The organism is Chthoniobacterales bacterium (assembly GCA_039930045.1).
In the GTDB taxonomy this organism is placed as follows: domain Bacteria; phylum Verrucomicrobiota; class Verrucomicrobiia; order Chthoniobacterales; family DASVRZ01; genus DASVRZ01.
In genome coordinates this window covers 1-23,425 of record JBDSQB010000023.1, presented here as the reverse complement: position 1 = coordinate 23,425, position 23,425 = coordinate 1, and the positions used below count along the sequence as shown (strand labels likewise).

Genomic DNA, 23,425 nt, shown 5'->3' with positions numbered 1-23,425 from the left:
CTACGGGTCGTAGATTTAGCGTAAAACATGCGAGCAAGATGGTGGTTACCTTGCGCAGCAGGAGCCGCAGCCGCGTTGGTTCCAAGGCAGCTTCGAGATTAGCATGCCCATGGCGCAGGTGTCTGTGATACCGGCGAACATCAGCCCCGCGCCGACGAAGCCGGAGAGCCAGATGAAGGCCGGATTGACGAACTGCGCGAGTAGCGCACCGGTCAGCACGATGGCCCCGGCGGCGATGCGCACCTGACGCTCCAGCGACATGACGCTGGTCGTGCCGCGATTTACCGGGAGCCCGGCTTCGGCCCAAGCCAGCGTGCCGCCCTCGACTACTTCGCAGTGTGTGAAGCCGTTCTTTTCGAGCTTCTCCGCAGCCTGTTTCGCGCGGCTGCCCGAGCGGCAAAGGACGAAGACTGGCTGGTCCTTGGCAAAGCCGTTCACGTCGGCGAGCTGCGCTGGATCGAGCCGGTCCAGCGGCGCGAGATGCACGCCGGGGACATGGACTTCGGCATGTTCCGCCGGGGTGCGGACATCGAGGAGGTGAAGTTTTTCGCCGGCCTGGAGGCGTTTGTTGAGCTGGGTTGGTGTGATGGTTTTCATATTAGTGCGGGTTCGAGGCTGGATGCGGCCAGACGGGCGAGGGCTTCCGGGCCGGTGGGTTCTTCCGGCTGCCAGGGGAGCCACGCGGTGCGGGTGGCGTGCTTTTCCACCACCTCGCGGAGGTAGGGGTGCTCGGCCTCTTCGCGGCGTTGCAGCAGCGGATCGCACGAGCCGCTTTGCAGCAGGCTTTGATTGATGATCCACGCAAACGGTTCGATGCGCGCGCGGCGCAGATCTTCCTGCAACGCGGCTGCTTCATGGACCGGCGTGGCTTCGGGCAGGGTGACGAGCAGGATGCGGGTGAACGCCGGATCGCGCAGACGTTCCAGCAGACGCAGCACTTCCTCCGGCTGGGTGCTGCGCGCCTGGCGCTCCAGTTCGCGCTGATAAGCCTCGCTGGCGTCGAGCAGGAGCAACGTGTGGCCGGTCGGTGCGGTGTCGAGCACGACGAAGCGGTTCGTGCCTTGTCCGACCTCGCGGGCGAAGGCGCGGAACACGGCGATTTCTTCGGTGCAGGGTGAGCGCAGATCTTCCTCCAGCAAGGATCGTCCGGCCTCGTCCATCGCGGCGCCTTGCGCATTCATGACTTCAGCCTGGTAGGCCGCCGTCTCCGCCGCGGGGTCGATCTTGCTGAGCGTGAGCCCATCCACCTGACCCGCCAAAGTCTGGGCCACATGCGCGGCGGGATCGGTGGTGCTGAGATGCACGGAATGCCCACGCCGCGCGAGCATCACCGCGATGGCAGCGGCCACGGTGGTCTTGCCCACGCCGCCTTTGCCCATCGTCATGATGACGCCGCTGCCTTGCTTTTCGATGTCGGCCACGAGGTCTTGGAGGCTCCCCATCTCTGGCAGCGACCAGTCATTGCGCTGCGGTGTCACCTCCGCTGCTTGGCCATGGCCATCCAGCAGCACGCGCAGCCCGCCGATTCCGAGAATGTTGATCGGCCTCAGCGGCACGATGAAACTCGGCAGGCTGCTGATGAACTCCTGCGCAGCAGCCAAAGCGGCCAGCCCGCGCTGTTGCATGGCTTGTGAGGTCAGATCGTCCGGGCACTTCGTTTCAAAAACGCCGTTGATGACGAGCCGCTGATTGCCCACGCCGAGAGCGCGCAGTTCCTTGGAGGTTCGCTCCGCCTCGCGCAGAGCGGCGAGTTGCGGACGGCTGACCAGCAGCAGCGTCGTCGCGGACGCATCGGCTAGCGTCTTGACCGTGCCTTCATAAATGACGCGCTGCTTTTCCAAACCCGCCAGCGGGCCAAGGCAGGACGTGCCGCTGGTGTTGGTGTCGAGGAATTGATCCCACGCTTTCGCCAGACTCATCAGCCGCAGCGTGTGGCCGGTCGGCGCGGTGTCGAAGATGACGTGGTCGTAGCCCTTCACAGCTTCCGGATTTCCGATCAAACCCGAGAACTCATCAAATGCTGCGATCTCGACCGTGCATGATCCCGAGAGCTGCTCCTCCATGCTGCGCAGCGCCGCCTCCGGCAGCAGTCCGCGCATCGGGCCGATCAAGCGCTCGCGATACGCCGCTGCCGCCTCGACCGGGTTGATGTTCAGCGCGTCGAGCCCCGGGGCACCCGCGATGGGCGTGGGCGCGTTCGTGAGCTTGGTTTCCAGCACTTCATCCAGATTGGAAGCCGGGTCCGTACTCACCAGCAGCACGCGCTTACCCGCCTCGGCGAGCTTGAGCGCCGTTGCGCAGGAGAGCGACGTTTTGCCCACTCCACCCTTGCCGGTGAAGAAGAGGTAGCGCGTGGTAAGGGAGGGATCGGGCTGGTAGTTCGGCAGATTCACGGTGCCACCTCAGCTTCCTCGCCGAGCGCCGTGCGAAACAAAGCCGGCCGCTCTTCCTTCGTCGGATAGCGCCCCTTTAAGTAAATCTCTCCATCGAGAAAGATGACCGGCAGCGCCTCCGTGCCTTCCTTCTCCAGTAGCGACTTGACCGCGGGATTCTGCGCGAAAGCCATCGGCTGCTGGCCGAGATTGTAGCGTTCGATTTTGAGGCCGCGCGCGCCGAGTTGCGCGAGCATCGCGGCGAAGTTCACGAGATCAGGATCAATGTCGGTGCCGCAAATGCCGGTCGAGCAGCACATGGGCGGGTCATAGACTTGGATGGTTTTCATAGTATTAGCTGTTTGCGTTACTCCCCATGAAATTCCTCAAGGCAGCAAAAGATGTTCAGCAGGCACGGTTTCCGAAGTGAGTAAAAAATCTGAGTGCCGCGGCGGTCGGCAGTGACGATGCCAACATTGCGCAAAACAGAGAGGTGGTTGGAAACGGTGGACATATCGATGCTTACGAGAGCGGTTAATTCAGCGACCGAACGTTCTCCGCGTCCCAAAGCATCCACGATCAGGAGTCGATGTGGGTTGCTCAGAGCTTTGAAGACAAGAGCAGCGTTTTGGAAGTCAGCCGAAGTCTTTTGAGGAACCGAAGCGTTGACGGTTGGCATAATTGTATAATTGGCAAAGTATCAATATATGTCAAGCCAAAGAACTTCATTTCGACGCATTTTCCCCAGTCGCGGCTTGCGTACCGAAGGCGGAGTCTGTAATCCGATTCAGTGATCAAGTCGTTCCCCCGATTGCTGGCAGTTTTTCTCGTCGCACTGCCATGCGTTTCGATGGCGGCGTCACAGGCATTGATCGTCACCGGCATCGCGGGCAACTCCGCCAACGCCGAGGAATTTCAGCGGCTTGCACTCGAAACGAAACGCCTCCTCGCCGAACGCGGCATTCCGGCGAATCGAATCGAACTCCTGACCGGCAAAGTCAGCCGTGACCAGATTTTGGAAAAACTGCGCGCTGCCGCCGACACTCCCGAGTCGGACGAATTCTGGCTGGTGCTTTACGGGCATTCTGGAAAGTCGCAGGGCGGAGTTCCGGCGTTTCAGGTGAGCGGACCGCGACTCACCGCGAAGGATATTCAGGAAACGCTCGACGCGATTCCAGCGCGGCAAACGGTCTTCATCGCCACGAGCGAGAGCGGGGCTTTTTTGCCGCTTTTGCAGAACCCGAAACGCACCGTGATTTCCGCGACCAAAGGCGGCGGCGAATCGGATCAACCGCGTTTCCCGGCGCATTGGATCGAGGCCTTGGCGGAAAATCCCAAGGCGTCCATCGCCTGGACGGCGGCGCGTGCGGCGGAATTAACCAGTCAGGAATACACCCATTCGAGTCTGGCTCAAATCGAGCACGCACGGCTCGCGGACCCGGCCACGGGCAAAATCCTGGAGCCACCGTTTGGGGTGAATCTGGAGGCTGCACCAGAAACCACTTTCACCGTCAGTTCCGGTGACGACGCCCCGAGCGCGCAGGACATTCAGGTTAAAATCAAGGACCCCACCGCCGAATGGGAGCATCAGCCCGCGACTGCGGAAACCCAGAAAATCATCGCCGAGGCGCGGGCGGTGCCGAATCCGGAAGGTTACTCCGCCATCGTGCTCGAGCAAAAACTCGGGTTCACCGTTGAGGAGGATCGCACCACGGATCAACTGACGAAAATGCGCGTTTTCATTGCCCGCGAGGACGCCGCTGATGACTGGGCGAACTATTTTCTGCCGCAGGCTCCGCCCGCCATTACGACCAAACTCGAATACGCGCGAGTGATTCATCCCGATGGGAGTTCCATTGCTTTCAACCCGGCCAAACTCCCCGGCACGACCACGCCTGATGAGAGCGGAGACTCGGCGGCCCCGATGGTTTATCTGCCCGAAACCGGAGCTGGTTGCGTGGTCGAAGTCGGCTGGCGCACGCGTCAGATTCTGGACGCGACGTTGCCGCACGTTTCCGTAAATCTGCCACTGCAACGCGCCGTGCCCATCCTTAAAACCAGCCTCGACGTGCGCGTGCCGGAGAAGCCCGCCTATCGCGTGGCGCTGAATCATTTCGAGTCGAAATCCAATGAACGCGTGGAAAATGGACGCCGCATTTTTAGCTGGCAACTCGACCATTTGCCCGCCGCCGAGAATCTCCCCGGCGACCCGCCCGCACCGCTTTGGGAAGTGTCGCTCGGGATCAGTTCGCTGCCGTCGTGGGAGGAATTTGCCGCCTGGTATCGGCGCCTGGCGCAGGACTCGGACGCCATCGACGACACCGTAAAAAAGGCCGCCGCGTCCATTGTGACGAACGCTCCCTCGCGACGGGAAAAGATTCACCGCTCATTCGAGTTTGTTTCCGCCCTGCGTTACATCGCGGTCGAGATCGGAGTCCAAGGGTTCCGTCCGCGCACCCCGGCGCGAGTGCTGGCGAATCGTTACGGCGACTGCAAGGACAAGGCCAATCTCCTCGGCGCGATGCTGCGTTCGCAGGGAATCGACGCGCGTTTCGTCCTGCTGAATCGCGGCTCGTTTACCGATGTGAATTTTCCAAGCTGGCAATTTAACCACGCCATTTGCCTCGTTCCCGGAGCGCCCGGAACCGACCAGCCGGACGATCTCTGGCTCGACTCGACCGACAGCACGGCACCCTTCGGATTTGTGCCGCCGGGTGATTACGGACGCGCCGGACTCGTTTTCACTCCGACGAAGGCGGAGTTCAAAACCGTCTCCAGTCAGAACAAAAGTGGCAGCGAAACGCACGATGATTGGAATCTAACTCAACTGGAAAACGGTGGCTGGTCGGGCACCTGGACGCGCGTCGCGACGGGTTTTGCGGAAGACGGATTGCGTCGGCAGTTTCGCGGCATCACACCGCAGCAACGGCAGTTTAATATTTATCACATCGCCACCGAACTCTGGCCCGCCGCAGACTTTTCCGATGCAGTCATCGGCGACGTGAGCGACCTGCGCGCCGCCGCCCAGATACGAACCAAAGTCGTCTCTGGCTCCGCTGCACTCCCGCCGGCGAACTTCAGCGACCGCGCCCTTTTCAGTCCGCCGCAACGGGATCGTCCGCTGCTCCTGAACGACGGCCAGCCGATGTCTCTAAGACAAACCGTTTTGCTGCGTTATACAGCGAAGCCGCCCGCGCTCCCGGCTGCCTGGCAAAAGGAAGTGGCAGGTGAAAAACTCAGCATCACCTGGCGACAGGTCGATGCGAACACCATCGAACGCACCGCCCTTCTCGAACTCCATCAACCCCTCGTCCCCGCCGCCGATTACGCGGCGTTGCGTCAAGCGCTCCGCGAGTGGGACGCCGCCCAGCACTAACATTTTCCCACACACCATTATGAGCCAAGCCACTGAAGCCGACATCGAAATCCTGCGCACCGTCCCGGAGCGTTATCGCCAGCTAACCGAGCAACTCGGCAAACGCATCATCGGCCAGGAGGAAATCATTCGCGACCTCTTCGTCGCCCTCTCGGTGCAAGGCCACGTCCTCATGATCGGCGTTCCGGGCTTGGCCAAAACGCTTCTCGTACGCTGCCTCGGCGAGATCCTCGACCTGCCATTTCAGCGCATCCAATTCACGCCCGACCTCATGCCAAGTGACATCACGGGCACGGAAATTCTTGAGGAAAAAGACGGCGGCCAGCGTCAGTTCCGGTTCGTTCCGGGACCGATTTTTGCGAGCCTGCTGCTGGCCGATGAGATCAATCGAACTCCGCCCAAAACGCAGGCGGCTTTGCTCGAGGCGATGCAGGAACGCCGCGTGACCGTGGCCGGTCGCACCTACGATCTGCCTGCGCCATTCTTCGTTTTGGCCACGCAAAATCCCATCGAGCAGGAGGGCACATATCCGCTGCCCGAGGCCCAGCTCGACCGGTTTATGTTTAACCTCCAGGTCGGCTACCCGTCGCACGCCGAGGAGGTGCGCATCCTGCTGGAAACGACCAGCGACTCCGAAGCGACTCTGCAAAAAGTCTGGACCGGACCCGAGATGCTGGCTCTCCAAAAAGCCGTCCGCCAGGTGCCGGTCGCGCCGTCGGTCGCACAATATGCCGTGTCGCTCGTGCAGGCCACCCGCGCCGGGGAAAACGGCGTTCCCGATTTTGTGAAACGCTACGTGCAATGGGGCGCGGGTCCGCGCGCGTCGCAATATCTGGCGCTGGCGGGGAAAGGGTTCGCCGTGCTCGACGGGCGTTTCAACGTCGCCAAAGAGGACATTCAGCGCGCCGCCAAGCTCGTCCTGCGCCATCGCCTGATCACAAATTATCGCGCCGAGGCCGATGGCCAGACCGTGGACACGATCATCGACAAGCTGCTGCAAACTGTCCGCTAGAAACGCTCCAACTCCGATGCCCGCGCAACCTCCACCGCTGCCGCATTTTAGCGCTGCCGTCCGGGGCACGCGCAGGCCGCCGCCGTTGCCGAATGAGGTGCCGCTCCAGTCGTTGCCGCCATTGGATTTGAAGCTGCTGGCCGAGTTGCCCACGCTCGAATTGCAGGCGCGTTATATGATGCAGGGTTTCCTAAGTGGGAAACATCGCAGCCCGCAGAAAGGCTCGTCGGTCGAGTTTGCGGAATATCGCGATTACCAGCTCGGCGACGATTTGCGCCGGGTGGACTGGCGGCTCTATGGCCGGACGGATCGGCTGCACATCAAGCAATACGAGGAGGAAACGCAGTTGCGCGTATTCCTAGTGCTCGACACCAGCGGCTCAATGGATTTTTCCACCCAGCCCGGCCTGCTGCGCAAAGTGGAATACGCCCGGATCGTCCTCGCTGCGATCGGACTTCTGGCCCAGCGCCAGGGCGACGCTTTTGGCCTGGGGCTGGCGGGCACGGAGCTGAGCGATTTCATGCGCGCCCGTTCTTCCGTGCCGCACTGGCGGTCCTTCGTGGGTCGCTTGGAAGTCGTCAAAACGGGTGGGAAAACCGCCCTCGCCAAGTCCCTCGAGGATCTCGCCGAAGTCATCCCGGCACGCTCGATGGTGGTGATCGCCAGTGATTTCTACGAGGAGCCTGCGCTGCTGGCCGCGGCCCTGCGACGATTGCGCTACGATCATCACGAAACCATCGGCCTGCACGTGCTCGACCCGCAGGAAGTGGACTTCGATTTCACTGCCGGCGGGAAATTTACTGACGCCGAAACCGGGGCCGAGTTGAAGCTCGATGCGCCGTCGGTTCGGAAAGGTTACCTGGAACGTTTCGGTGCATTTTGCACCGACCTCGACGAGCTGTTTCGTGGTGTCGGAGGCGAAACCTGCCGGCTGCGCACCGACCGTACTCCGATCGACGCGCTCGCCAGCTATCTGGCGCAACGGAGGCCGCGCCGATGAACTGGCTTTTTCCCGGATTTTTGGCGGGCGGACTCTTGGTGGGCTGCCCATCGCGCTGCATTTTCTGCGCAGCCGGCCCAAGGCTATTGTGCGCTTTTCCACGCTGCGTTTTCTCGGCCCGAGCGCCGTCCGCGATACGAATCGTCACCGGCTCATGCGCTGGCTCACGCTAGCTTTGCGCTGCCTCATTCTCGGTCTGCTCGCGGCCGCGTTTGCCCGGCCATTTTGGCAGGATGCGCGCACGACTCATGGACGGGTGATGGTGATCGCCATGGATAATTCCATGAGCATGCAGGCGGGCGAGCGCTGGAGTCAGGGCCGCGCCTGGGCGCTCGATCAACTCGGCGAACTCCATCCCGGCGATCAGGCGGGCGTCCTCCTGATGCATCCGAATCCGAGCTGGCTCGTGCCGGTGACGGAGAATCTCAGCGCTGTGGGTTCGGCCTTGATTGATGCCAAGCCCGGGTTCGAGAAAACGCATTATTCCGAGGCATTGCGGATGGCGGCGAAGGCATTGGAGGCGCACCCAGCGGAATCGAAAACACTCATCTGGGTGGCCGACGAGCAGCGCCTCGGTTGGATGGGCGCGGACCTAAAAAAGCCGCTGCCGAATGGAATCCAACTCCGCTTTTCGCCAATGCCGCGGGAGTCCACGAGTCAGGCCGCGATCACTGCGGTGGAAAAAAGTTCGGCGGCAGGCCGGGACGAGTTGCGGGTGACTGTGAAACTTTTCGAGCCGGAAGAGCAGTCACGGCGGCTCACGATTTCCTCGGGAAAACAGTTGATCGCGACCCAAAAAATCTCGCTCCAGAAAGGCGAAAACAGAATCGTCGTTCCCTTGCCGAAATCGCCCGTGGATGGATGGCACGTGGCGCTCGATGACGACGATCTGGCCGCCGACAACACCTTCTGGCTGGCCCGCGCTGATCCCCATGCAAGTCCCGTTCTGCTCGATTCCACCAGCGGCACCGACTTCCTCGAACACGCGCTCAACTCCACGAAACGCCTCGGTGCGGGCGCGATGGCTCCTGGCAAATTACCCGCCGCAGAATGGCCCGCCGGGGCGGTCGTCATCTTGCGCGGCAGCGACGCTTTTCGCGATCCGGCGCGGCTGAATCATTTCGCGGATGCCGGTGGTGCGCTCTGGATTTTTCTCGATGGCTCGCCCGAGCAGACGGCTTGGCTGAAGGCCCGCGGCATCCAAGTCACGGCTCGTCCCGAGACGGAAATTCCGGGGCATTTGCAGGACTGGGACCCGGAGCATCCGATTCTCACCGCCTTCGCCGGGGACAGTCTGGTTCCGCTGCTGGAGGTGGAGTTCAAGCGCGGGTTTAATCTCAGCGGCGACGCGTTGTCCGCAGTGGCGAACTGGTCTGACGGCGTGATGGCGCTGGCCTCCTGCAACGACCACGGACGCCGCATTTTTCTGGCTGGTTTTTCATTGGACCGCGAGTCCACCAACTGGACGACGCAGCCATCGTTTGTGCCGTTCGTTCACCAGACCGTGCGCTGGCTGGGTTCGTTCGGCGGCACGCGCGCAGACTGGCGGGTCGGGAGTTCCATTCCAATCGCGGGTGAGGGGACCTGGACTGCCATCGACGGGCCCGTTTCGCAGCCGCCGCGTCCGGTAAATGGGAGCGTGCGAGCCGAGGTGCCGGGGCTCTATGAATTTGTCAGTGGCTCCACGCGGCGCGTCTTTGCGGTGAATGTTCCCGCTGAAGAATCTGATCTCGCTCCATGGCCGAACATTGGCCAGCTCGCCAGTATGCAATCCACCGAACCGGCGAAACCGCAGTCCACTCAAAGTACCGTTTTGCCCGTGAGCAGCGAGATCGCCGAGAACCAGCAGCGCCTCTGGTGGTGGCTGCTCGCCCTCTGCGGAGCCGCCCTGCTTGCCGAACTCGCCCTCGCCAATCGCACCTCAATGTAACTCATGAGCACTCCCCAAACCGAACAATGGCTTCGCCAGCAATACCGCTGGATGCGACTCGGCTGGCCGCTGGGCATTCTGACTGGCGGACTGGCCACGACGCTCGCCCTATCGTGGAAACTGCATCCGAGTTGGACAAAAATCGAGCGCTGGCAGCACCTGCCGGCTTGGTGGGCTGGCGGAGTCGGACTGACTGTGATCGCTGCCTTCGTCGTCTGGCTCGTGCGGAGTCACAGCCTCGCGCGGACCGCCCAAAAACTCGACGCCACGCTCAACGCCAAAAACCGGATCGAGACCGCCGCCGCGCTCCGCCACGACACGAGTCCCATCGCCCGCGTGCAGCGCGAGGAGACCGACGGATTTCTCAGTCACACGCCGGTGCGCCCGCATCGCTGGCCTCTTTTCCTGCTGGCCGCCGCGATTTTTCTCCTTCTTCTCGGGCACTTCGTCACACTCGTTTGCTGGACCCGGCCCTGGGTGCGCCCCGTCGTGGTGGCCCCGAAAACGCCGCCGCCAGCCGCGTTGCCGAAAGCCAGCATCACTTGGAAAACGCCCGAGGCGGAAACCAAGGCGTCGCCCATCGAGGAGGTGCCTTTGCAAGCCGTCGCCGACTCCGCAACCGGTTTGCGCGACCTTGTTTTGGAGATGGAAGTGAACGGCGAGCCCAAGCTGAAAGTGCCGGTGGGCATTCCCGAACTTTCCAAAAAAGGCAGCCACGCCATCGACGCCTCCATTTATCTCGATCAGCTCGAAGTGCAGCCGTTCGACATCGTCTCGTATCATTTGCGGGCGCAGCGGATCGATCCCCGGGCGCTGCCTACGACGAATTCCCCGGTGCAATTCATCCAAGTGAAACCCTTCCGCGAGGATATCGCCGAGATACCCGGCGGCGATGGGAACTCCGGACAGGCGCTGATCGCGGCACTAAAAGTAGCTCAACTCCGGCTGATTAAGGAAAATTTCCTCCTCGGCCACACCGATCTCGGCCACGAAAATCCCGGCTGGCGCAAGGAAAACACCCGCGTCGGCACCGATCAGGCAGCACTCGACACCAAGACCGGCGAGGTCATTCAGCAACTCATCGAGCTTGGTGCGCCTGCGGAAATCGTCCATCTCATCACTCAGACGCGTCCCTTTATGGCCGATGCGGCGAAAAAAATCACCGCGACGCAGAACCAACCTGCGCAGGTGCCGCAGGGAAAGGCATTGGGGTTGATCACCGAGGTGGAAAAGTTTTTTGTCAAAGTCGTCGCCAAAGGCCGCGGCAAGCCTCCGAAAGGGCCCGAGGATCCTTTCAAACGGCAGCAGGAACTGGAGTTGAAGCAGCGTTTCGAGACCAAGGCGGGCGAACTCGATCTTCTCGTTAAGGAGCAAATCCGTCTTGCGGGCGATCTTTCCCAAGTGGACGCCGAACCGACTCCAGCCGCGACGCCTGAGGCGAAGAAAAATCCGAACACCATCGACGGCACATTTCCGGAGCGCGAGACGCAGATCAGCCAGCGCGTTGGGGCGTTGCTCAATGGGAAAGTGTTCACCGCCGAGATCGTGGGCCATCTCACCCAGGGGCGCGATGCGGCAATGAATGCGCTGCGAATGCTCGATGCTGCGGATGTTCCCGCCGCTCGCGAACCGGCGGCGCTGACGGCCCGCGAGCTGAAGCTGGCGCTCGAAGCCATGAATCGTCAGGGCCAGGAAGAGGCCAAAAAGCAACTTGCCGAAGCGATGAAAAATCTCAACGACGCCGCCTATGACGCCCGTAGTGCCGCCGGTCAAAAATCGCAGGAGAGCGCGCAGGAAAAGGTCGATCAAGCGGCGAAGAAAGCGGCTGAAACGCGGGCCGCTCTCGCCGAAGCCGCCGCCCGGCAGCAGGAGACCGGAAGCGCCGAAGCCGCGGCGCGCATGATGGAATTGGCGAAGGCGCTCAACGACAAGGATCTCCAAAAAGCGCTCGATGAGTTGCGCAAACACCCGCGCGACGAGGCTCCCGGCCAGACCGCCGCCACCCGGCTGGATGCCTTGGCGGAGCGCGCCGCGAAGACCCGGGCTCCGGGTCCACTTTCGCCTGAACAGCTCGCCAAGTTGATTCAACAAATGGAGCGCACCCAAGCCAACATGCAGCGTCTGGCTGAAAACGGATTGAAACCAAACTCGGATCAGCCTGGCACCGGCAAAGATTCAGAAGGACAAGGCCAGGGTTCCGAAGGTCAGGGAAAAGGCTCAGAGGGACAGGGACAAGGCCAGGGAGGGGGTGGGAACGGCGGCTCTGCCAGCACGACTCAACTCGATGAATTTGCCGATCAGCTTATGAACGAGCTCCAGCAGGAAAGTCTCGCCGTCGAGGACGAAGTCCCGCAGGGTTCCGCCCTGCATGCGGCCATAAAAACGGCCCCCCGCGACATCACTTCCGGGTTTGGGCGTTTTCAGAAGGTTTACCCCATTATCGAGACGCCGCTGCAAGGTGCCATCGCCCTCCTGCGAGCCCACCTCCAGACCATGCAGCGTCAGTACCAGCTCACCACCGCCGATCCGGCTCTGGCTCCCGCCGCCTATCGGGGCGCGGTGGCGGATTACTTTGAATGGCTCTCCCGCGACTACTCAGCCACGCCCATACCGACGGAGGCGACGCCCACGCCCACGCCATGAAGATCGCACTCGAATGGCAGTTTGGCGGCTGGCTCGGCGGTCTTTCCCCGTGGCTGGCCTGGAGCATTTTCGGGGTGATCGCCGTGGCGGGCAGCGTGCTCGTCGTCTGTTTGTATCGTCATACTTTGCGCCAGTTGAGCCCGGCCGCCCGCTGGATATTGGCGGCATTTCGCATCGCTCTGGTTCTGGCCTTGCTCCTCTGTCTGGCGAATCCCACCCGCGTGATTTCCACGGAACCGATCCAGCCGGATCACAGCACGCTCGCGGTCGTGGTGGATCGCTCCGACAGCATGAACACCGCCGATCAACGTGGCGAGTTGCGGCTGAAAAACGCCAGCCGCATCTGGGCGCGTCACATTTCCGAGGCGCAGGAAAAGTTTTCCAAGACGGCCTGGTATCGTTTCAGCAGCGGTCTGCAGGAAACTGGCAGCCTGGAAAAGGCAACAAACGATTCGCAGCCCGGACCCGAGACGCATCTCTATCAGGCGCTGACCCAGGCGCTGGAGTCCGGTCCGGGCGCGGTCGTCTGCCTGACCGATGGCCTCGATACGACTGGAACTGACGCCCAAAAACTGACCGCCGAAGCCCAGCGCCGGGCGGTGCCGCTCTATTTCGTGCCCGGAACAAACCGCCTGCGAGTGAGCGAATTCATGGGCATCAGCGACATCCGCCTCCCGGCCAAAGTGTTGCGCCAGACGAAGTTTACCGCGCAGAGCGTTCTCCAAATCGCCACCTCGCGCGAGCACGAGATTCCGGCGGAACTCTGGAGCGGCCCGACTCTGCTCGCGTCGCAAAAATTCAAGGTTCATCCGGGTCTGAACACCTTCCCGTGGTCGGTGCCCGTGACCGCCGCCGAGCCGGGTCCGCTTCCGCTCGAATTTCGCATCGGGTCGGGGACGAATCAGCAAATGGCCGGCGGCACCACTCAAGTCGTCAACGCGGCCAAGGTGGATATTTTGTATTATCAGGGCGCGCTGCAATGGGGTTATCGCTTCCTCCTTTCCGCCCTGTGCGACGACGACAGCTTTCGCGTGACGAGCATCATCAACCCGGCACTGGGCTTGAAAATGTCGGCCTCGACTTCCAGTGAACTGGCGACGTTGAGCGACTTGCCCAGCCGCGCGGAGGACTTGCAGAAATATCAAATCGTCGTGCTGGCCCACGTTTTTGCTGATCAACTTTCCATGCCGCAGCAGCAGGCGCTTCTCGAATACGCCCGGGGTGGCGGCGGGGTGCTGTTCATCGCGCCCGATGCGAATGCGACCGCGCGTTACGCTGGAACGGCCGTGGAGCAGATGCTGCCGGTGATCTTCGAGTCCGCGAAAACCGCGTCGCCGGAGGACGCGGCCTCGCGCGGGTTTGATGAGCAAATAAGGAATGTGCGCCAGGCCTATCAGGGTTTTAACAATGGCGAGTACCATCGCGATGCGGCGAAATTACTCCCTTACACGCTCCCGCCGGGCGGCGCGCGCTCGCGAATAGGCGAACTGTTTTCCGGCAAGGACCCGCGAGCATCCCGCACTTCAGCGAATACGCGCCGGTCCGTCACGTGAAGGCTGGCGCGGAAGTGCTTGCGGTGCACCCGAAAGATGTCGAGGCCGACGGGCGCACGCACCGTGTGCTGCTGGCGCGTGAGCAATTTGGCGATGGCTTTACCGTGGCGCTCACGACCGATCTGCTCTGGCGCTGGAAAATGTCGCTGCCGCACGAGAGCAAAGCCGTGGAGAAGTTCTGGCAGCAGCTTTTTCTGTCGCTCACACCTGCGAGCGGGCAGGGGCTGCGACTGGTGAAAGACTCGGCACCGGCGACGGTGAATCATCCGATAACTTTCCGACTGGAGGGTGCTTCAGCCGTGGCGTTGCCAAAGGTCATTGCGGTGGCTCCAAATGGCGATCCGCAGCCGCTTCCCGTGCGATCCAGCGGCGCGTCGGCGGGCTGGCAAGTCGAGTTAAATCCCGATCTGGACGGTCGCTGGGAAATCCGCGCTGTCGATGCCACAGGTGGCCAGGCCCGCATTTCCCTCGCGGTGACGAAGCAGCCGCAAACGATGGAAACTGCCAATCTGCCCGCCGATGTGGAGGGTTTGCGACGGCTGGCGGAGAGCACCGGCGGAAAATTAATCGAGGACGATCCGGTGTTTCAACAGCAGTCCGCAGTGATCGCGGCTGAGGAGAAACATTCCAGTCCACTTTGGAATCAGAAATGGTTTCTAGGGCTGCTACTCGTGATTTATGGCACAGAATTACTCACTCGCCGCTGGATGAAATTATTATGAACTGGAAGATTTTCACTTTGGTTTTGCTGACGGTTTTCACGAGTGGCCGTGCGGCGGACATGGATCAGTTGCGAGGCGACAGCGTGGGTTGGGCCCGGCTAAAAACGTCGAGTCCGCATTGGATGCGTCATTCCACTGGCGACCCGCTGCTGATGCGGTTTTTTCGGGAGAACACGACGCTGAACATCGCCCCAAACTGGGAGACGGCCGATGTCGAGAACCTCGAGGAAATGTGTGCCTACCCATTTCTTTTCACGCAGGGGATTCACACCGTCCGGTCAGCCACCGCGCAGCACAACATCGGCGAATACATTCGGCGCGGCGGCTTTCTGCTGATCGACGCCTGCATCAATCACGATGTGACTCCCTCCGTGGACGGGTTTTATGACGATCAAGTCCGCGCGCTCGCGGTGATTCTTCCCGAGGCGCACGTGGTATCGCTGCCGAATAATCACCCGATTTACGATGCTTTTTTCCACATTCCAGGCGGACCGCCGCACACGAACGTGACTTACGAATGGGTGCGTCGCGGACTCTACGGAATCGAATGGAACTCACGTCTGGTCGGCGTGATCAGTTTCAGCGGTTTGCAATGTGGCTGGGATGGAATGGAGGAGACCCGGACGTCGCGCCGGGACAGCATGCGGATGCTGGTGAACATCTACGTTTACGCGATGCTGCGGACGCAATAAGAGCAGCAAAACAGGCATCAAATAAAAAGCGAAAACTTTCTGTTTGCAAAGACTACTAAACTGGTGATGATTACAACAGGAGAGTTGCTAAAGCGACTCTCTGCCTAATCAACAAAACACAACCTCAACTTCATGAAACGTAAACTCATCCCACTCATCGCCATTAACTTGCTGGCCGGCGGCATTGCCTCCATCCATGCACAAGACAGCGGTCCACTCATCGACAAACTCGTCCAGAAAGGCATCCTCAATGATCAGGAAGCCGAGGACTTGCGCGCGGATCTTGTGAAAGATTATCAGACCACCTCCGCTGGAAAACTGAACATCTCCAGTCCGGTGACCGAGCTCAAACTCTATGGCGACGGACGTTTTCGTTATCAGTATGACGACCAGCAAACCCAGACCGCGGGTGCGGATCATGTCACGCAACGCAGCTTTTTCCGTTATCGCCTGCGCTTGAATGCCGACTTCAAATTGACGAACAACTTCTTCGGCGGCGTCCAGATCGAGACCGGTCAGGCGGCAGACGGAGCCAATGAAACTGTACAGCCAGCATACACCGATTCCGCGATCTTCATCAATCGTCTCTTCCTCGGCGTGAACATCGGCGACTGGGGCACCTTGGTTGCAGGCAAGCAGAAAAATCCCTTCTACACCACCGACCTCGTCTGGGACCCAGACATTAGCCCTTACGGCCTGACCGAGTCCGTCGCATTGGATAAAGTCTTTAGCTCCAGCGGTTCCGCAGGACAGGAAACCGCCGGCTACGGCAAGGACGGCAAGCGCATCGTAAGCTACACGGCTGGCACTTCGGGCAGCGACTGGGGCAACTTCAAGCTCTCCCTCGTAGCGGGTCAATTCGTCTATGACACGAACAACAACGAGGCCGCCGTCAATGGCGACGCCAAGAACGACGCCTACCAATTCGTCGCGCAGCTCGTGGGCAGCTACACCTTTGAGAACAAGACCTCGATCACCTTCGCTCCGGGCTTCATCATCTATAACGCGGCCGACGTGGGCGGTGATGGCAGCGCCACCGCCATTCAGGCGAACAACACCACGCCATTCACCGGAGCTGTGGGTCGCATCGATGCGAACAACGACGGCATCGCCGACTTCACCACGGACCCCGTCACGGGTGCGATTACCGTTTCCACGGGTTCCGTCTCGGGGGAAACGCGTGATCTGGCCATCGTCACCGCCCCGGGCGAGATCAAATTCCCGATCGGCTCACTCCAAGGCCGGTTCTATTGGGACTTCGCCTACAACACCGCGGGCCACAAACGTTATGATGATGTCTATGGCTTCGGCTTGCAGATCCCGACCGGCTCTGGTCTGGTGACTCCCGTTGCGACAACCCAGCAGCGGAGCTTTACCGATCAGGACGCGCTCGCCTGGCTGGCTGGCTTTGAAATCGGTGCGGGCAAAGGCAAGGGCGCCTGGACGCTCTTCGCAAATTACCGCGAAACCGGCCTCGCCTCAGTCGATCCCAACCTGAACGACTCCGACTTCGCTGGCGGCAAACTCAACACCCGCGGCTTCAAATTTGGCACGACCTACGGCATCACCGACGCCGTATCCCTCGCGCTCACCGGCTTCGTCACCTACAACCTCGACGACAACCTGTCCGATCAGTTCGGACTCGCCAATCGCAACACCTACAACGCCGTGCAAGTCGATCTCAACTTTAAGTTCTAAGATAACAACCTAACTCAACTCAAAATCATCCCATGAAAAAATTCATTATCCTAACCCTTCTACTCGCCCTCACCGGGGTGGCGCAGGCGCAGGTTAAACTCCTGAACGTCTCCTACGATCCCACCCGCGAACTCTACGCGGACTACAACAAACTCTTCGCCGCGCATTACAAGGCGACCACCGGCCAGGACATCAAGATCGATCAGTCGCACGGCGGTTCCGGCAAGCAGGCCCGCGCCGTTCTCGACGGTCTCCAAGCCGACGTCGTCACCCTCGCGCTCGGCTACGACATCGACATCCTCGCAGAAAAAGGTCTCGTCTATAAAGAGTGGGAGCGCACCCTGCCGCACAACAGCTCGCCCTACACCTCGACGATTGTTTTCCTCGTTCGGAAAGGTAATCCGAAGGGCATCAAAGACTGGGACGACCTTGTGAAACCCGGAATTTCCGTCATCACGCCCAACCCGAAAACTTCTGGTGGCGCGCGCTGGAACTACCTCGCGGCCTGGGCTTATGAGAAAGAAAAATCCGGCGGCGACGAGGCCAAAGTGAAGGAGTTCATCAAGGCTCTCTACAAAAACGTGCCCGTGCTCGACACCGGCGCGCGCGGCTCGACGACCACGTTTGTCCAGCGCGGGATTGGCGACGTTTTGCTCGCCTGGGAAAACGAGGCCTATCTGTCATTGAAGGAATTCGGCAGCGACAAGTTTGAGATTATCACCCCATCACTTAGCATCCTCGCCGAGCCGCCCGTGGCCTTGGTCATCAAAAATGTTGGCAAGCACGACACTCTGGCTCCGGCTCGTGAGTATTTGAAATATCTCTACTCCGACGAGGCGCAGGATCTGATCGGTAAAAACTTCTACCGCCCAACCTCCGAAGCCGCCGCAGCAAAATACGCTGACAAGTTTGCCAAGCTCAAGCTCGTCACCATCGCCGACTTCGGCGGCTGGGGGAAGGCTCAGAAAACCCACTTTGCCGACGGTGGGACTTTCGATCAGATCTACGAAAAGTAAGGTCTGACTAATTTAGGTAACGATTCCGGACGTGGGGGAAACCCTGCGTCCGGTTTTTCGTTTTCAGTCGAGTTAGATTACTTTGACGGCAATGCCAGCCGCGGTTCGCTGGCCAGAATTTCATCCAGCGGAGCCCAGAGCGGATCGTTCATGCTCTGGAAAGTGTGCAGATAGACGGCCACATTTTCGTGCGGGTATTTGCCGAGCAAGATTTCAATCGCACCCGCCAGTTTTTCCCGGTCCGGCGACTCGGGCATTTCCTCGACTGCGCCTTTTCCATCGTGCTTGATGCCGAGCGCATCGAGGAAATCGGTCAGCATCGGTTGCTGCGAAGTGAGCAGCCAGAACTGGAGCAGATTCAGCGCAATTTCGTCGCTCACTTTCTGGCTCATCGCCGTCTGCATCCAGGCGTGACGCTCCGCGCGCGGCTTGCGCTCCAAATAGACCGGGCGCAATTTCCGCTGGTTGCCGAGTGCGACCAAAGTCGCCTTGTAAGCCGGCTTGTCGCTGGCAAAAAGAGCAGTCAGCAATTGCTCGTTCAGGGTGGGGGAAATGCGTTGGTAGATCTCGTGGGCTTTCATGGGAGTTGGATGGTGTTGAAAAAAGGGGTTCAGTTTGTCGAAAACGGCGGCACTGCCAAGGAGGAAAAATGGCTCAGAAGCGGAACGTCTCCTTCACGCGTTGCGAGACGAGCAGGTAAGGAATCCAAATCGCGGCTCCGAAGACGTTTTGACCCAAAGTTTTGGCAGACTCTGGCAGCGAAGTCTTGGCGGCAGGGATATTCAGGCCAAACAAATAATCCACCAAAGCGCCCAGTATGCAGTAACTCAGGAAGATGATGAGGCTCCTCGGGAAGATGGCTCTTTTTTTAAAAAACCAGATGGCGATAAACACGCTGGCGACCAGCGCGATACCATTGAAAGTCAGCTCAAACAGCAGCCACGGTGCCCAGAGCGGATGATACGCGCCAAGCCCAGGCGTGGTTAGTTGATTCCAAGTTTCCAGCTTGGACACCTGCGACACCGCCTGGCCTCCAACCACGAGCAGATAGATGGGCCGGACACAGATTCCGAACCCGAGAACGATCAGCCATCCGCTGAGCCCTTCCAGTGAGTGATAATTCTGGAGGTAGTCCGACGGCAGGGGCGGTGGGCCGCGACGAATCGTTGCCCGGTTGAGTTTGGCGAGTACCACAGACACGCCAATAAGTAGGAAACCGACGCTCAGGAGCGGTGTCCAGTTCATCTTGGTTATATCGGGAGTCGTTCGATTCGTCGGCGGTGTGGGGACGGTATAGCTCAACACGTAGCCCACGTGGTCTTTCGCCTGGCTGAGCGCGGCGTTGTATGTGATCAAGTCGTCCACCGCCACACGGTCGGTGAGCGACTCAAAGGAGTAGGCGATGTTAACCTGTTTTCCCTGTTGTTTAGGGTGCTGCTCAAAATGGAAAAACGCGTTTGAGACCTGCCTGTCCTTGCTGTTGAGCGGCCAGTCCTCAAACATTTCCAGATGAATCTCCTCTGCGATGTTCACCGGATGGCCAATCGCCAGAGGATCGTCTCGCTGTGGACTCACCGCGTCGCCCATCGCGTCGTCCAAGTCCGTCGGATGAACCGTAAAGGAATACTTCCCCGGAGTGTCGCCTAACTCCCAAATCTTTGGAATGCGATAATGCTCTGTGAGAATGCAGCCTTCCTCACCGGGCATTTCGGCGTAGCCATGCGGCTTGGCTATTTGGATTCCAGGAAAACGTTTCGCGTAATACTTCAGATATTGCTTGTCCAGCTCGGCTGGGTCGTGCTCCTGGTGGTAGCTCCGGCTGCGTTCCGCATTCAGGCCGCGATACTCGCTCGTCACATCGAGAAACGACTCTGAGCCGACTGTGCCGATGCGATACTTTTCCACGATTTTCGTCTTCGGCAGCGACGCGGGTGGGGGAGAATATTTCGTCAACTCCGTCTCGCCCAGCCGCAGCACCAAGGCGTAGTCGTAGTCTCCAATCGAAATCTGCGAAAGTGGCCCGCGCTGCTGCGAACGCGTGGCATCCAGCCAGTGCACGCCGGACGGCGTCACCACCCGGAGGATCACGTGATTAAAGACCGCCGCCGACGGCAGCCGGTGGAGGACTTCGTTTTGTAACCCGGTGCTGACCAGCGCTGGCGAGGCCTCGATGTCCACCGCGCGCAGAAGCGTGCCGAGGAGTTGCGTCTTGTCTTTGCAATCGCCAAAACGCCGCCGCAGCACCTCCGAGGGATGCGTCGGTTGGTGTGAGCCGGGTCCGATTTCAATGCCCAGATAACGCACCTCATCCTGCACGAAACGCAGCGCCGCGAGCACGCGCCGATCCTTGTCCGGGATGGTGCGAAGCGTGTCGATCTCGTCCAGCAACTCCGACGACAGCGGCGGCTTCACTTCGTAAAGGGGCAGCGCCCAATCCACCACCTCGCTCCAACTCGCAAAATCCGTCGCCTGCACCACCCCGAGCGGAGAGTAGCCAGTCGGCAGCGAGCCATCGACCTGTCGCCCGGGAATCTCGGATTCCTCCCAGACCCACTCCGTTTTACCTGCGGTCGTCGTGATTTCCGGCTCGACGGTTTTGTTCCGTATCTGGAAATTCAGCTTCCGCGTCGAAGGATAAATCACCCGGGCCAGGGCGCGATGCACCGGGCTGCTCCAGTTCGTGGAAAACAAATCCATGTAGTGCCCCTGCAACACCGGATTTGCGCCATCGACGGTGTAGGCATACTCGATTACATCGCCCACGCGGATGTCCTCGAGCTGGCATTGCGCCGTGTAAGTGCCGTCGTAGAGGAAATAATCCATCTCGTCCTCGCGCTGATAGAGCTTGATCCTCGAGCGATCCAGTCGGTCCATCGTGCGGCCTTTGCGGGTGACCGTGAGCGTGTGAAGCGTCAGCTTCTGATACGTCGGATCGAAGGACACCGAGATAGACGAGCCATTCTGCACCCCGTTTTCCGAATAAACTGCGTGCGCCTCATGATAATACGACTGGCGCGGCTCCACATTTTCCTGGTTGTCCACCAGCAGATAATCGATCCCGTCTCCCTGCGGCGGCTTTTCCGCAGACTTCGGCGGAGTGACCGCGCGCACCCAAGCCCCGGCGGGCGCGATGGAAAACGTCACTGCCTCTTGGGCCATTTCCTTCCCCAGTGCGGGAAGAACGCCGCCCATGCAAATGAGGAAGAGCAGGCGAAAAAGGAGTGGCATGAGGATCGGAAAAAAGGGGATATGACTAACATCCAAACCTTGTCCAGCCAACGAAATATCAACCGAAGATTGCGCCTGCCCGGTGGATGTGGTTTGGTGGCGCAGCATTTGTGAAAGCGACCTTCTTTTCTGTTAGCGCGGCCTGCCTCGCCATCTCCACCGGCTTCGGGCAAAGCGTCGAAAAGGCTATTCCCATTGAGCAGGAGCAGAAACCGCAGACCCTGGCCTATCGCCAGGGCAACGTCTCCGTCACCGTCGATCCCGCCACCGCCGCCTCGCAGCCCATGGATGGGGGCGTCACCAATTCCTTGCAACAGCAAATGCACCTCGTCGTCGTGCAGGCCATCACCCCCTGGCTCTCGCTGGCCTATGGCGCGGGCGCCGGATTTCGCACCCAGGAAATCCAGCTCTTGCGGCAGACCGACCAAGCCTCCGCCTACCTGAATATGCTGAACCGGCCCGCACTCGACTGGAAGCCGCGCGAAGGCATCGAAGTCGAGGCCGCCTATCAGACCCAGGAAAACCTCAGCGACCAGCTCGCCGCCGATCACAACGAGACCGCCACCTTGCAGGGCAAAATGAAAGTCAACCCAAAGACCACCGTCGGGTTTGCTTACAGCCAGCAAAAAAACACCGCCGCCAACGGCGACGAAACCGGGTTGAGTTCCACTCGACTCACCTCGGAATACGCCATGTCCGACAGTCCGATAACCCTGCAACTCAACCCTGGCTACGAGACCGCCACCGCCGTGGACAGCACCCAAGCCATCCGCGCTTTTGTCGAGAACGCCGTCATTTACAAAGTGGACTCCAATACCACGCTTACCGTCGGCAGCGGATTTGCCGGGGGCAGAAACAACCCGCTCTCCGAGTCCGGCTACTTCCTCGTGCAACACGTCGTCCTTCCCGGCACCGCACTGGAACTCCGCGCTGCGATGCTCAACGCCGACCGCAACATGCCGGGCCAGGGTTTCGCCGTTTCCGCTGGATCGACGGTCGCCCTCGCCCAAGCCCTCAGCGCCGGACTTAGCGTCCGCTACAAAATGGACGAAAACCCCATCGTCGATCGTCCGAAAAACGAGACCTTCCTCTCGCTCTCGATCAACGGCCGCTTCTAAAGTGGACGCCGACACCGCGTCCCGGCTTTGCAATGCCTGCGGCCTCTGCTGCAACGGCGTCCTCTTTCACAACGTCCGCCTGCAACCCGCCGAAGTGCCGCAGGATTTCATTCAACTTGGACTCCACATCCAGCGGAAAAAAGGCCATCATCTCTTCCAGCAACCGTGCCCCGCCTGGTGTGGCTCGCAGTGCGCCATCTATCTCTCGCGCCCCGAGCGCTGCCGGTTGTTCGAGTGCCGCCAGCTCCAGCGCGTCGCTGCCGGGGAAATCACCGAAGCCGCTGCCTTGGAAAAAATCCGCGACGTGCAAGCGCGCGTCCTCCGCATCACCACCTGGCTCGCCGAAGCCGGCAGCACCAGCGAGAAACGCCCCCTCTCCAAACGCGTCGAAAAGATCCTCGCCACACCCGCCTTCGACCCCATCGCGATGGAACTCCACCAAAAACTCACCCGCGAAATGGCAGACTTGGATGCCGTCTTGGACGCCGACTTCCGCCTTCCGCAGTCGTAGGGTTGTTGCACGGGCAATCCACATCGCACTGCTTCACCACAGTCCACCTGCGTCGAATCAGGAGTGTGATTCAGTTTAACCGTGAACATATTGAGGATGTTGTCTCGCATTTTTTAACAAATACGTTGGCGCCAAGTAGTTCCCCCTGCTTGAGCGAACAGCCATTGCAAGACCTGTCTCAGGGTTGTGTGGCAAGCTCAACATATCCCCCCAAACATGAAAATAACCTCCGCAATCCTTGCGGTAGCCATGCTTTTCAGCATGGTCTCCGCCTCCCACGCCTACACCCATCCGTGCGTTCCGCTCTCCCTTGATGATCTGACTACTCTCAAGGCCAGCCTGAATCAGAACCCTTGGAAGGACGGCTACGCGAAGCTCTCGAGCAGTTCTCAATCCAAACTCACCTATACCATGCAAGGCCCGTTTGCGACGGTCTCCCGCACCCCTGACGTAAATCTCAACCAATGGAAGAGTGACATGCAGGCCGTGTATAATCTGGCGCTCATGTGGTATCTCACCGGCGACACCGCCTACGCCCAGAAATCGCACGACAT

At 60.2% G+C, this 23,425-nt stretch carries 19 protein-coding genes; 13 read left to right on the top strand and 6 right to left on the bottom strand.

The features are described from left to right. Nucleotides 1–45: 45 nt before the first annotated feature. From ABIT76_15430 to ABIT76_15415, 4 genes are read right to left on the bottom strand one after another with little or no spacing between them, the layout of a single operon-like run. Nucleotides 46–597, bottom strand: coding sequence for a rhodanese-like domain-containing protein (locus ABIT76_15430; GenBank protein ID MEO7934540.1), 552 nt, complete (start codon nucleotides 595–597; stop codon nucleotides 46–48). Further along, nucleotides 594–2,393 carry an arsenical pump-driving ATPase gene (arsA, locus tag ABIT76_15425; GenBank protein MEO7934539.1) on the bottom strand — a complete coding sequence of 600 codons (1,800 nt, stop codon included), beginning with the start codon at nucleotides 2,391–2,393 and terminating at the stop codon, nucleotides 594–596. The genes ABIT76_15430 and arsA overlap by 4 nt, the downstream gene beginning before the upstream one ends. Then, nucleotides 2,390–2,722, bottom strand: a complete 333-nt coding sequence (gene arsD / locus ABIT76_15420) for an arsenite efflux transporter metallochaperone ArsD (GenBank protein ID MEO7934538.1) — start codon at nucleotides 2,720–2,722, stop codon at nucleotides 2,390–2,392. Before arsD ends, arsA begins: the two co-directional genes overlap by 4 nt. Nucleotides 2,723–2,739: 17 nt before the next feature. Continuing rightward, complete coding sequence (locus tag ABIT76_15415) at nucleotides 2,740–3,051, bottom strand: metalloregulator ArsR/SmtB family transcription factor (GenBank protein ID MEO7934537.1); 312 nt, start codon at nucleotides 3,049–3,051, stop codon at nucleotides 2,740–2,742. Nucleotides 3,052–3,162: 111 nt separating this feature from the next. Between ABIT76_15415 and ABIT76_15410 the strand changes: the two genes are divergently transcribed. From ABIT76_15410 to ABIT76_15365, 10 genes are all read left to right on the top strand, one after another. After that, a complete protein-coding gene (locus tag ABIT76_15410) occupies nucleotides 3,163–5,748 on the top strand; it encodes a DUF3857 domain-containing protein (GenBank protein MEO7934536.1) in 2,586 nt (861 codons plus the stop codon). Nucleotides 5,749–5,767: 19 nt separating this feature from the next. Beyond that, nucleotides 5,768–6,760 carry a MoxR family ATPase gene (locus ABIT76_15405; protein MEO7934535.1) on the top strand — a complete coding sequence of 331 codons (993 nt, stop codon included), beginning with the start codon at nucleotides 5,768–5,770 and terminating at the stop codon, nucleotides 6,758–6,760. A gap of 16 nt (nucleotides 6,761–6,776) precedes the next feature. Further along, nucleotides 6,777–7,760, top strand: a complete 984-nt coding sequence (locus tag ABIT76_15400) for a DUF58 domain-containing protein (protein ID MEO7934534.1) — start codon at nucleotides 6,777–6,779, stop codon at nucleotides 7,758–7,760. Further along, a complete protein-coding gene (locus ABIT76_15395; GenBank protein ID MEO7934533.1) occupies nucleotides 7,666–9,690 on the top strand; it encodes a VWA domain-containing protein in 2,025 nt (674 codons plus the stop codon). The genes ABIT76_15400 and ABIT76_15395 overlap by 95 nt, the downstream gene beginning before the upstream one ends. A gap of 3 nt (nucleotides 9,691–9,693) precedes the next feature. Further along, nucleotides 9,694–12,333, top strand: coding sequence for a hypothetical protein (locus ABIT76_15390; protein MEO7934532.1), 2,640 nt, complete (start codon nucleotides 9,694–9,696; stop codon nucleotides 12,331–12,333). Next, nucleotides 12,267–13,886, top strand: coding sequence for a hypothetical protein (locus tag ABIT76_15385; GenBank protein MEO7934531.1), 1,620 nt, complete (start codon nucleotides 12,267–12,269; stop codon nucleotides 13,884–13,886). Before ABIT76_15390 ends, ABIT76_15385 begins: the two co-directional genes overlap by 67 nt. Before the next feature lie 23 nt (nucleotides 13,887–13,909). Then, the gene (locus ABIT76_15380; protein ID MEO7934530.1) at nucleotides 13,910–14,608 is read left to right on the top strand and encodes a hypothetical protein; all 699 of its coding nucleotides are present in this window, start codon (nucleotides 13,910–13,912) and stop codon (nucleotides 14,606–14,608) included. Continuing rightward, nucleotides 14,605–15,300: a DUF4159 domain-containing protein gene (locus ABIT76_15375; protein MEO7934529.1), complete on the top strand. Its 696-nt coding sequence runs from the start codon at nucleotides 14,605–14,607 to the stop codon at nucleotides 15,298–15,300. The genes ABIT76_15380 and ABIT76_15375 overlap by 4 nt, the downstream gene beginning before the upstream one ends. 132 nt (nucleotides 15,301–15,432) lie before the next feature. Next, entirely contained in the window at nucleotides 15,433–16,998 is a 1,566-nt protein-coding gene (locus ABIT76_15370; GenBank protein ID MEO7934528.1) for a putative porin, read from the top strand. Nucleotides 16,999–17,030: 32 nt separating this feature from the next. Then, complete coding sequence (locus ABIT76_15365; GenBank protein ID MEO7934527.1) at nucleotides 17,031–18,014, top strand: sulfate ABC transporter substrate-binding protein; 984 nt, start codon at nucleotides 17,031–17,033, stop codon at nucleotides 18,012–18,014. 77 nt (nucleotides 18,015–18,091) lie between these two features. Here the strand turns inward: ABIT76_15365 and ABIT76_15360 are convergent, their stop codons facing one another. Then, the gene (locus ABIT76_15360) at nucleotides 18,092–18,595 is read right to left on the bottom strand and encodes a hypothetical protein (protein ID MEO7934526.1); all 504 of its coding nucleotides are present in this window, start codon (nucleotides 18,593–18,595) and stop codon (nucleotides 18,092–18,094) included. A gap of 73 nt (nucleotides 18,596–18,668) precedes the next feature. Continuing rightward, entirely contained in the window at nucleotides 18,669–21,242 is a 2,574-nt protein-coding gene (locus ABIT76_15355) for a DUF3857 domain-containing protein (GenBank protein MEO7934525.1), read from the bottom strand. 110 nt (nucleotides 21,243–21,352) lie between these two features. Between ABIT76_15355 and ABIT76_15350 the strand changes: the two genes are divergently transcribed. The 3 genes from ABIT76_15350 to ABIT76_15340 form a co-directional block, all read left to right on the top strand. Beyond that, nucleotides 21,353–22,360: a hypothetical protein gene (locus ABIT76_15350; GenBank protein MEO7934524.1), complete on the top strand. Its 1,008-nt coding sequence runs from the start codon at nucleotides 21,353–21,355 to the stop codon at nucleotides 22,358–22,360. A gap of 1 nt (nucleotide 22,361) precedes the next feature. Then, entirely contained in the window at nucleotides 22,362–22,871 is a 510-nt protein-coding gene (locus ABIT76_15345) for a YkgJ family cysteine cluster protein (protein ID MEO7934523.1), read from the top strand. 216 nt (nucleotides 22,872–23,087) lie between these two features. After that, on the top strand, nucleotides 23,088–23,425 hold a 338-nt coding region (locus ABIT76_15340), incomplete at its 3' end, for a ricin B lectin (protein ID MEO7934522.1).

What these genes read in the sequence shown, in the direction of transcription:
- ABIT76_15360 (MEO7934526.1), bottom strand. Translation starts at nt 18,595, where the DNA reads ATGAAAGCCCACGAGATCTACCAACGCATTTCCCCCACCCTGAACGAG.
- arsD (MEO7934538.1), bottom strand. Translation starts at nt 2,722, where the DNA reads ATGAAAACCATCCAAGTCTATGACCCGCCCATGTGCTGCTCGACCGGC.
- ABIT76_15365 (MEO7934527.1), top strand. Translation starts at nt 17,031, where the DNA reads ATGAAAAAATTCATTATCCTAACCCTTCTACTCGCCCTCACCGGGGTG.
- ABIT76_15375 (MEO7934529.1), top strand. Translation starts at nt 14,605, where the DNA reads ATGAACTGGAAGATTTTCACTTTGGTTTTGCTGACGGTTTTCACGAGT.
- ABIT76_15370 (MEO7934528.1), top strand. Translation starts at nt 15,433, where the DNA reads ATGAAACGTAAACTCATCCCACTCATCGCCATTAACTTGCTGGCCGGC.
- ABIT76_15430 (MEO7934540.1), bottom strand. Translation starts at nt 597, where the DNA reads ATGAAAACCATCACACCAACCCAGCTCAACAAACGCCTCCAGGCCGGC.
- ABIT76_15390 (MEO7934532.1), top strand. Translation starts at nt 9,694, where the DNA reads ATGAGCACTCCCCAAACCGAACAATGGCTTCGCCAGCAATACCGCTGG.
- ABIT76_15405 (MEO7934535.1), top strand. Translation starts at nt 5,768, where the DNA reads ATGAGCCAAGCCACTGAAGCCGACATCGAAATCCTGCGCACCGTCCCG.
- ABIT76_15385 (MEO7934531.1), top strand. Translation starts at nt 12,267, where the DNA reads ATGGCTCTCCCGCGACTACTCAGCCACGCCCATACCGACGGAGGCGAC.
- ABIT76_15400 (MEO7934534.1), top strand. Translation starts at nt 6,777, where the DNA reads ATGCCCGCGCAACCTCCACCGCTGCCGCATTTTAGCGCTGCCGTCCGG.
- ABIT76_15415 (MEO7934537.1), bottom strand. Translation starts at nt 3,051, where the DNA reads ATGCCAACCGTCAACGCTTCGGTTCCTCAAAAGACTTCGGCTGACTTC.
- ABIT76_15355 (MEO7934525.1), bottom strand. Translation starts at nt 21,242, where the DNA reads ATGCCACTCCTTTTTCGCCTGCTCTTCCTCATTTGCATGGGCGGCGTT.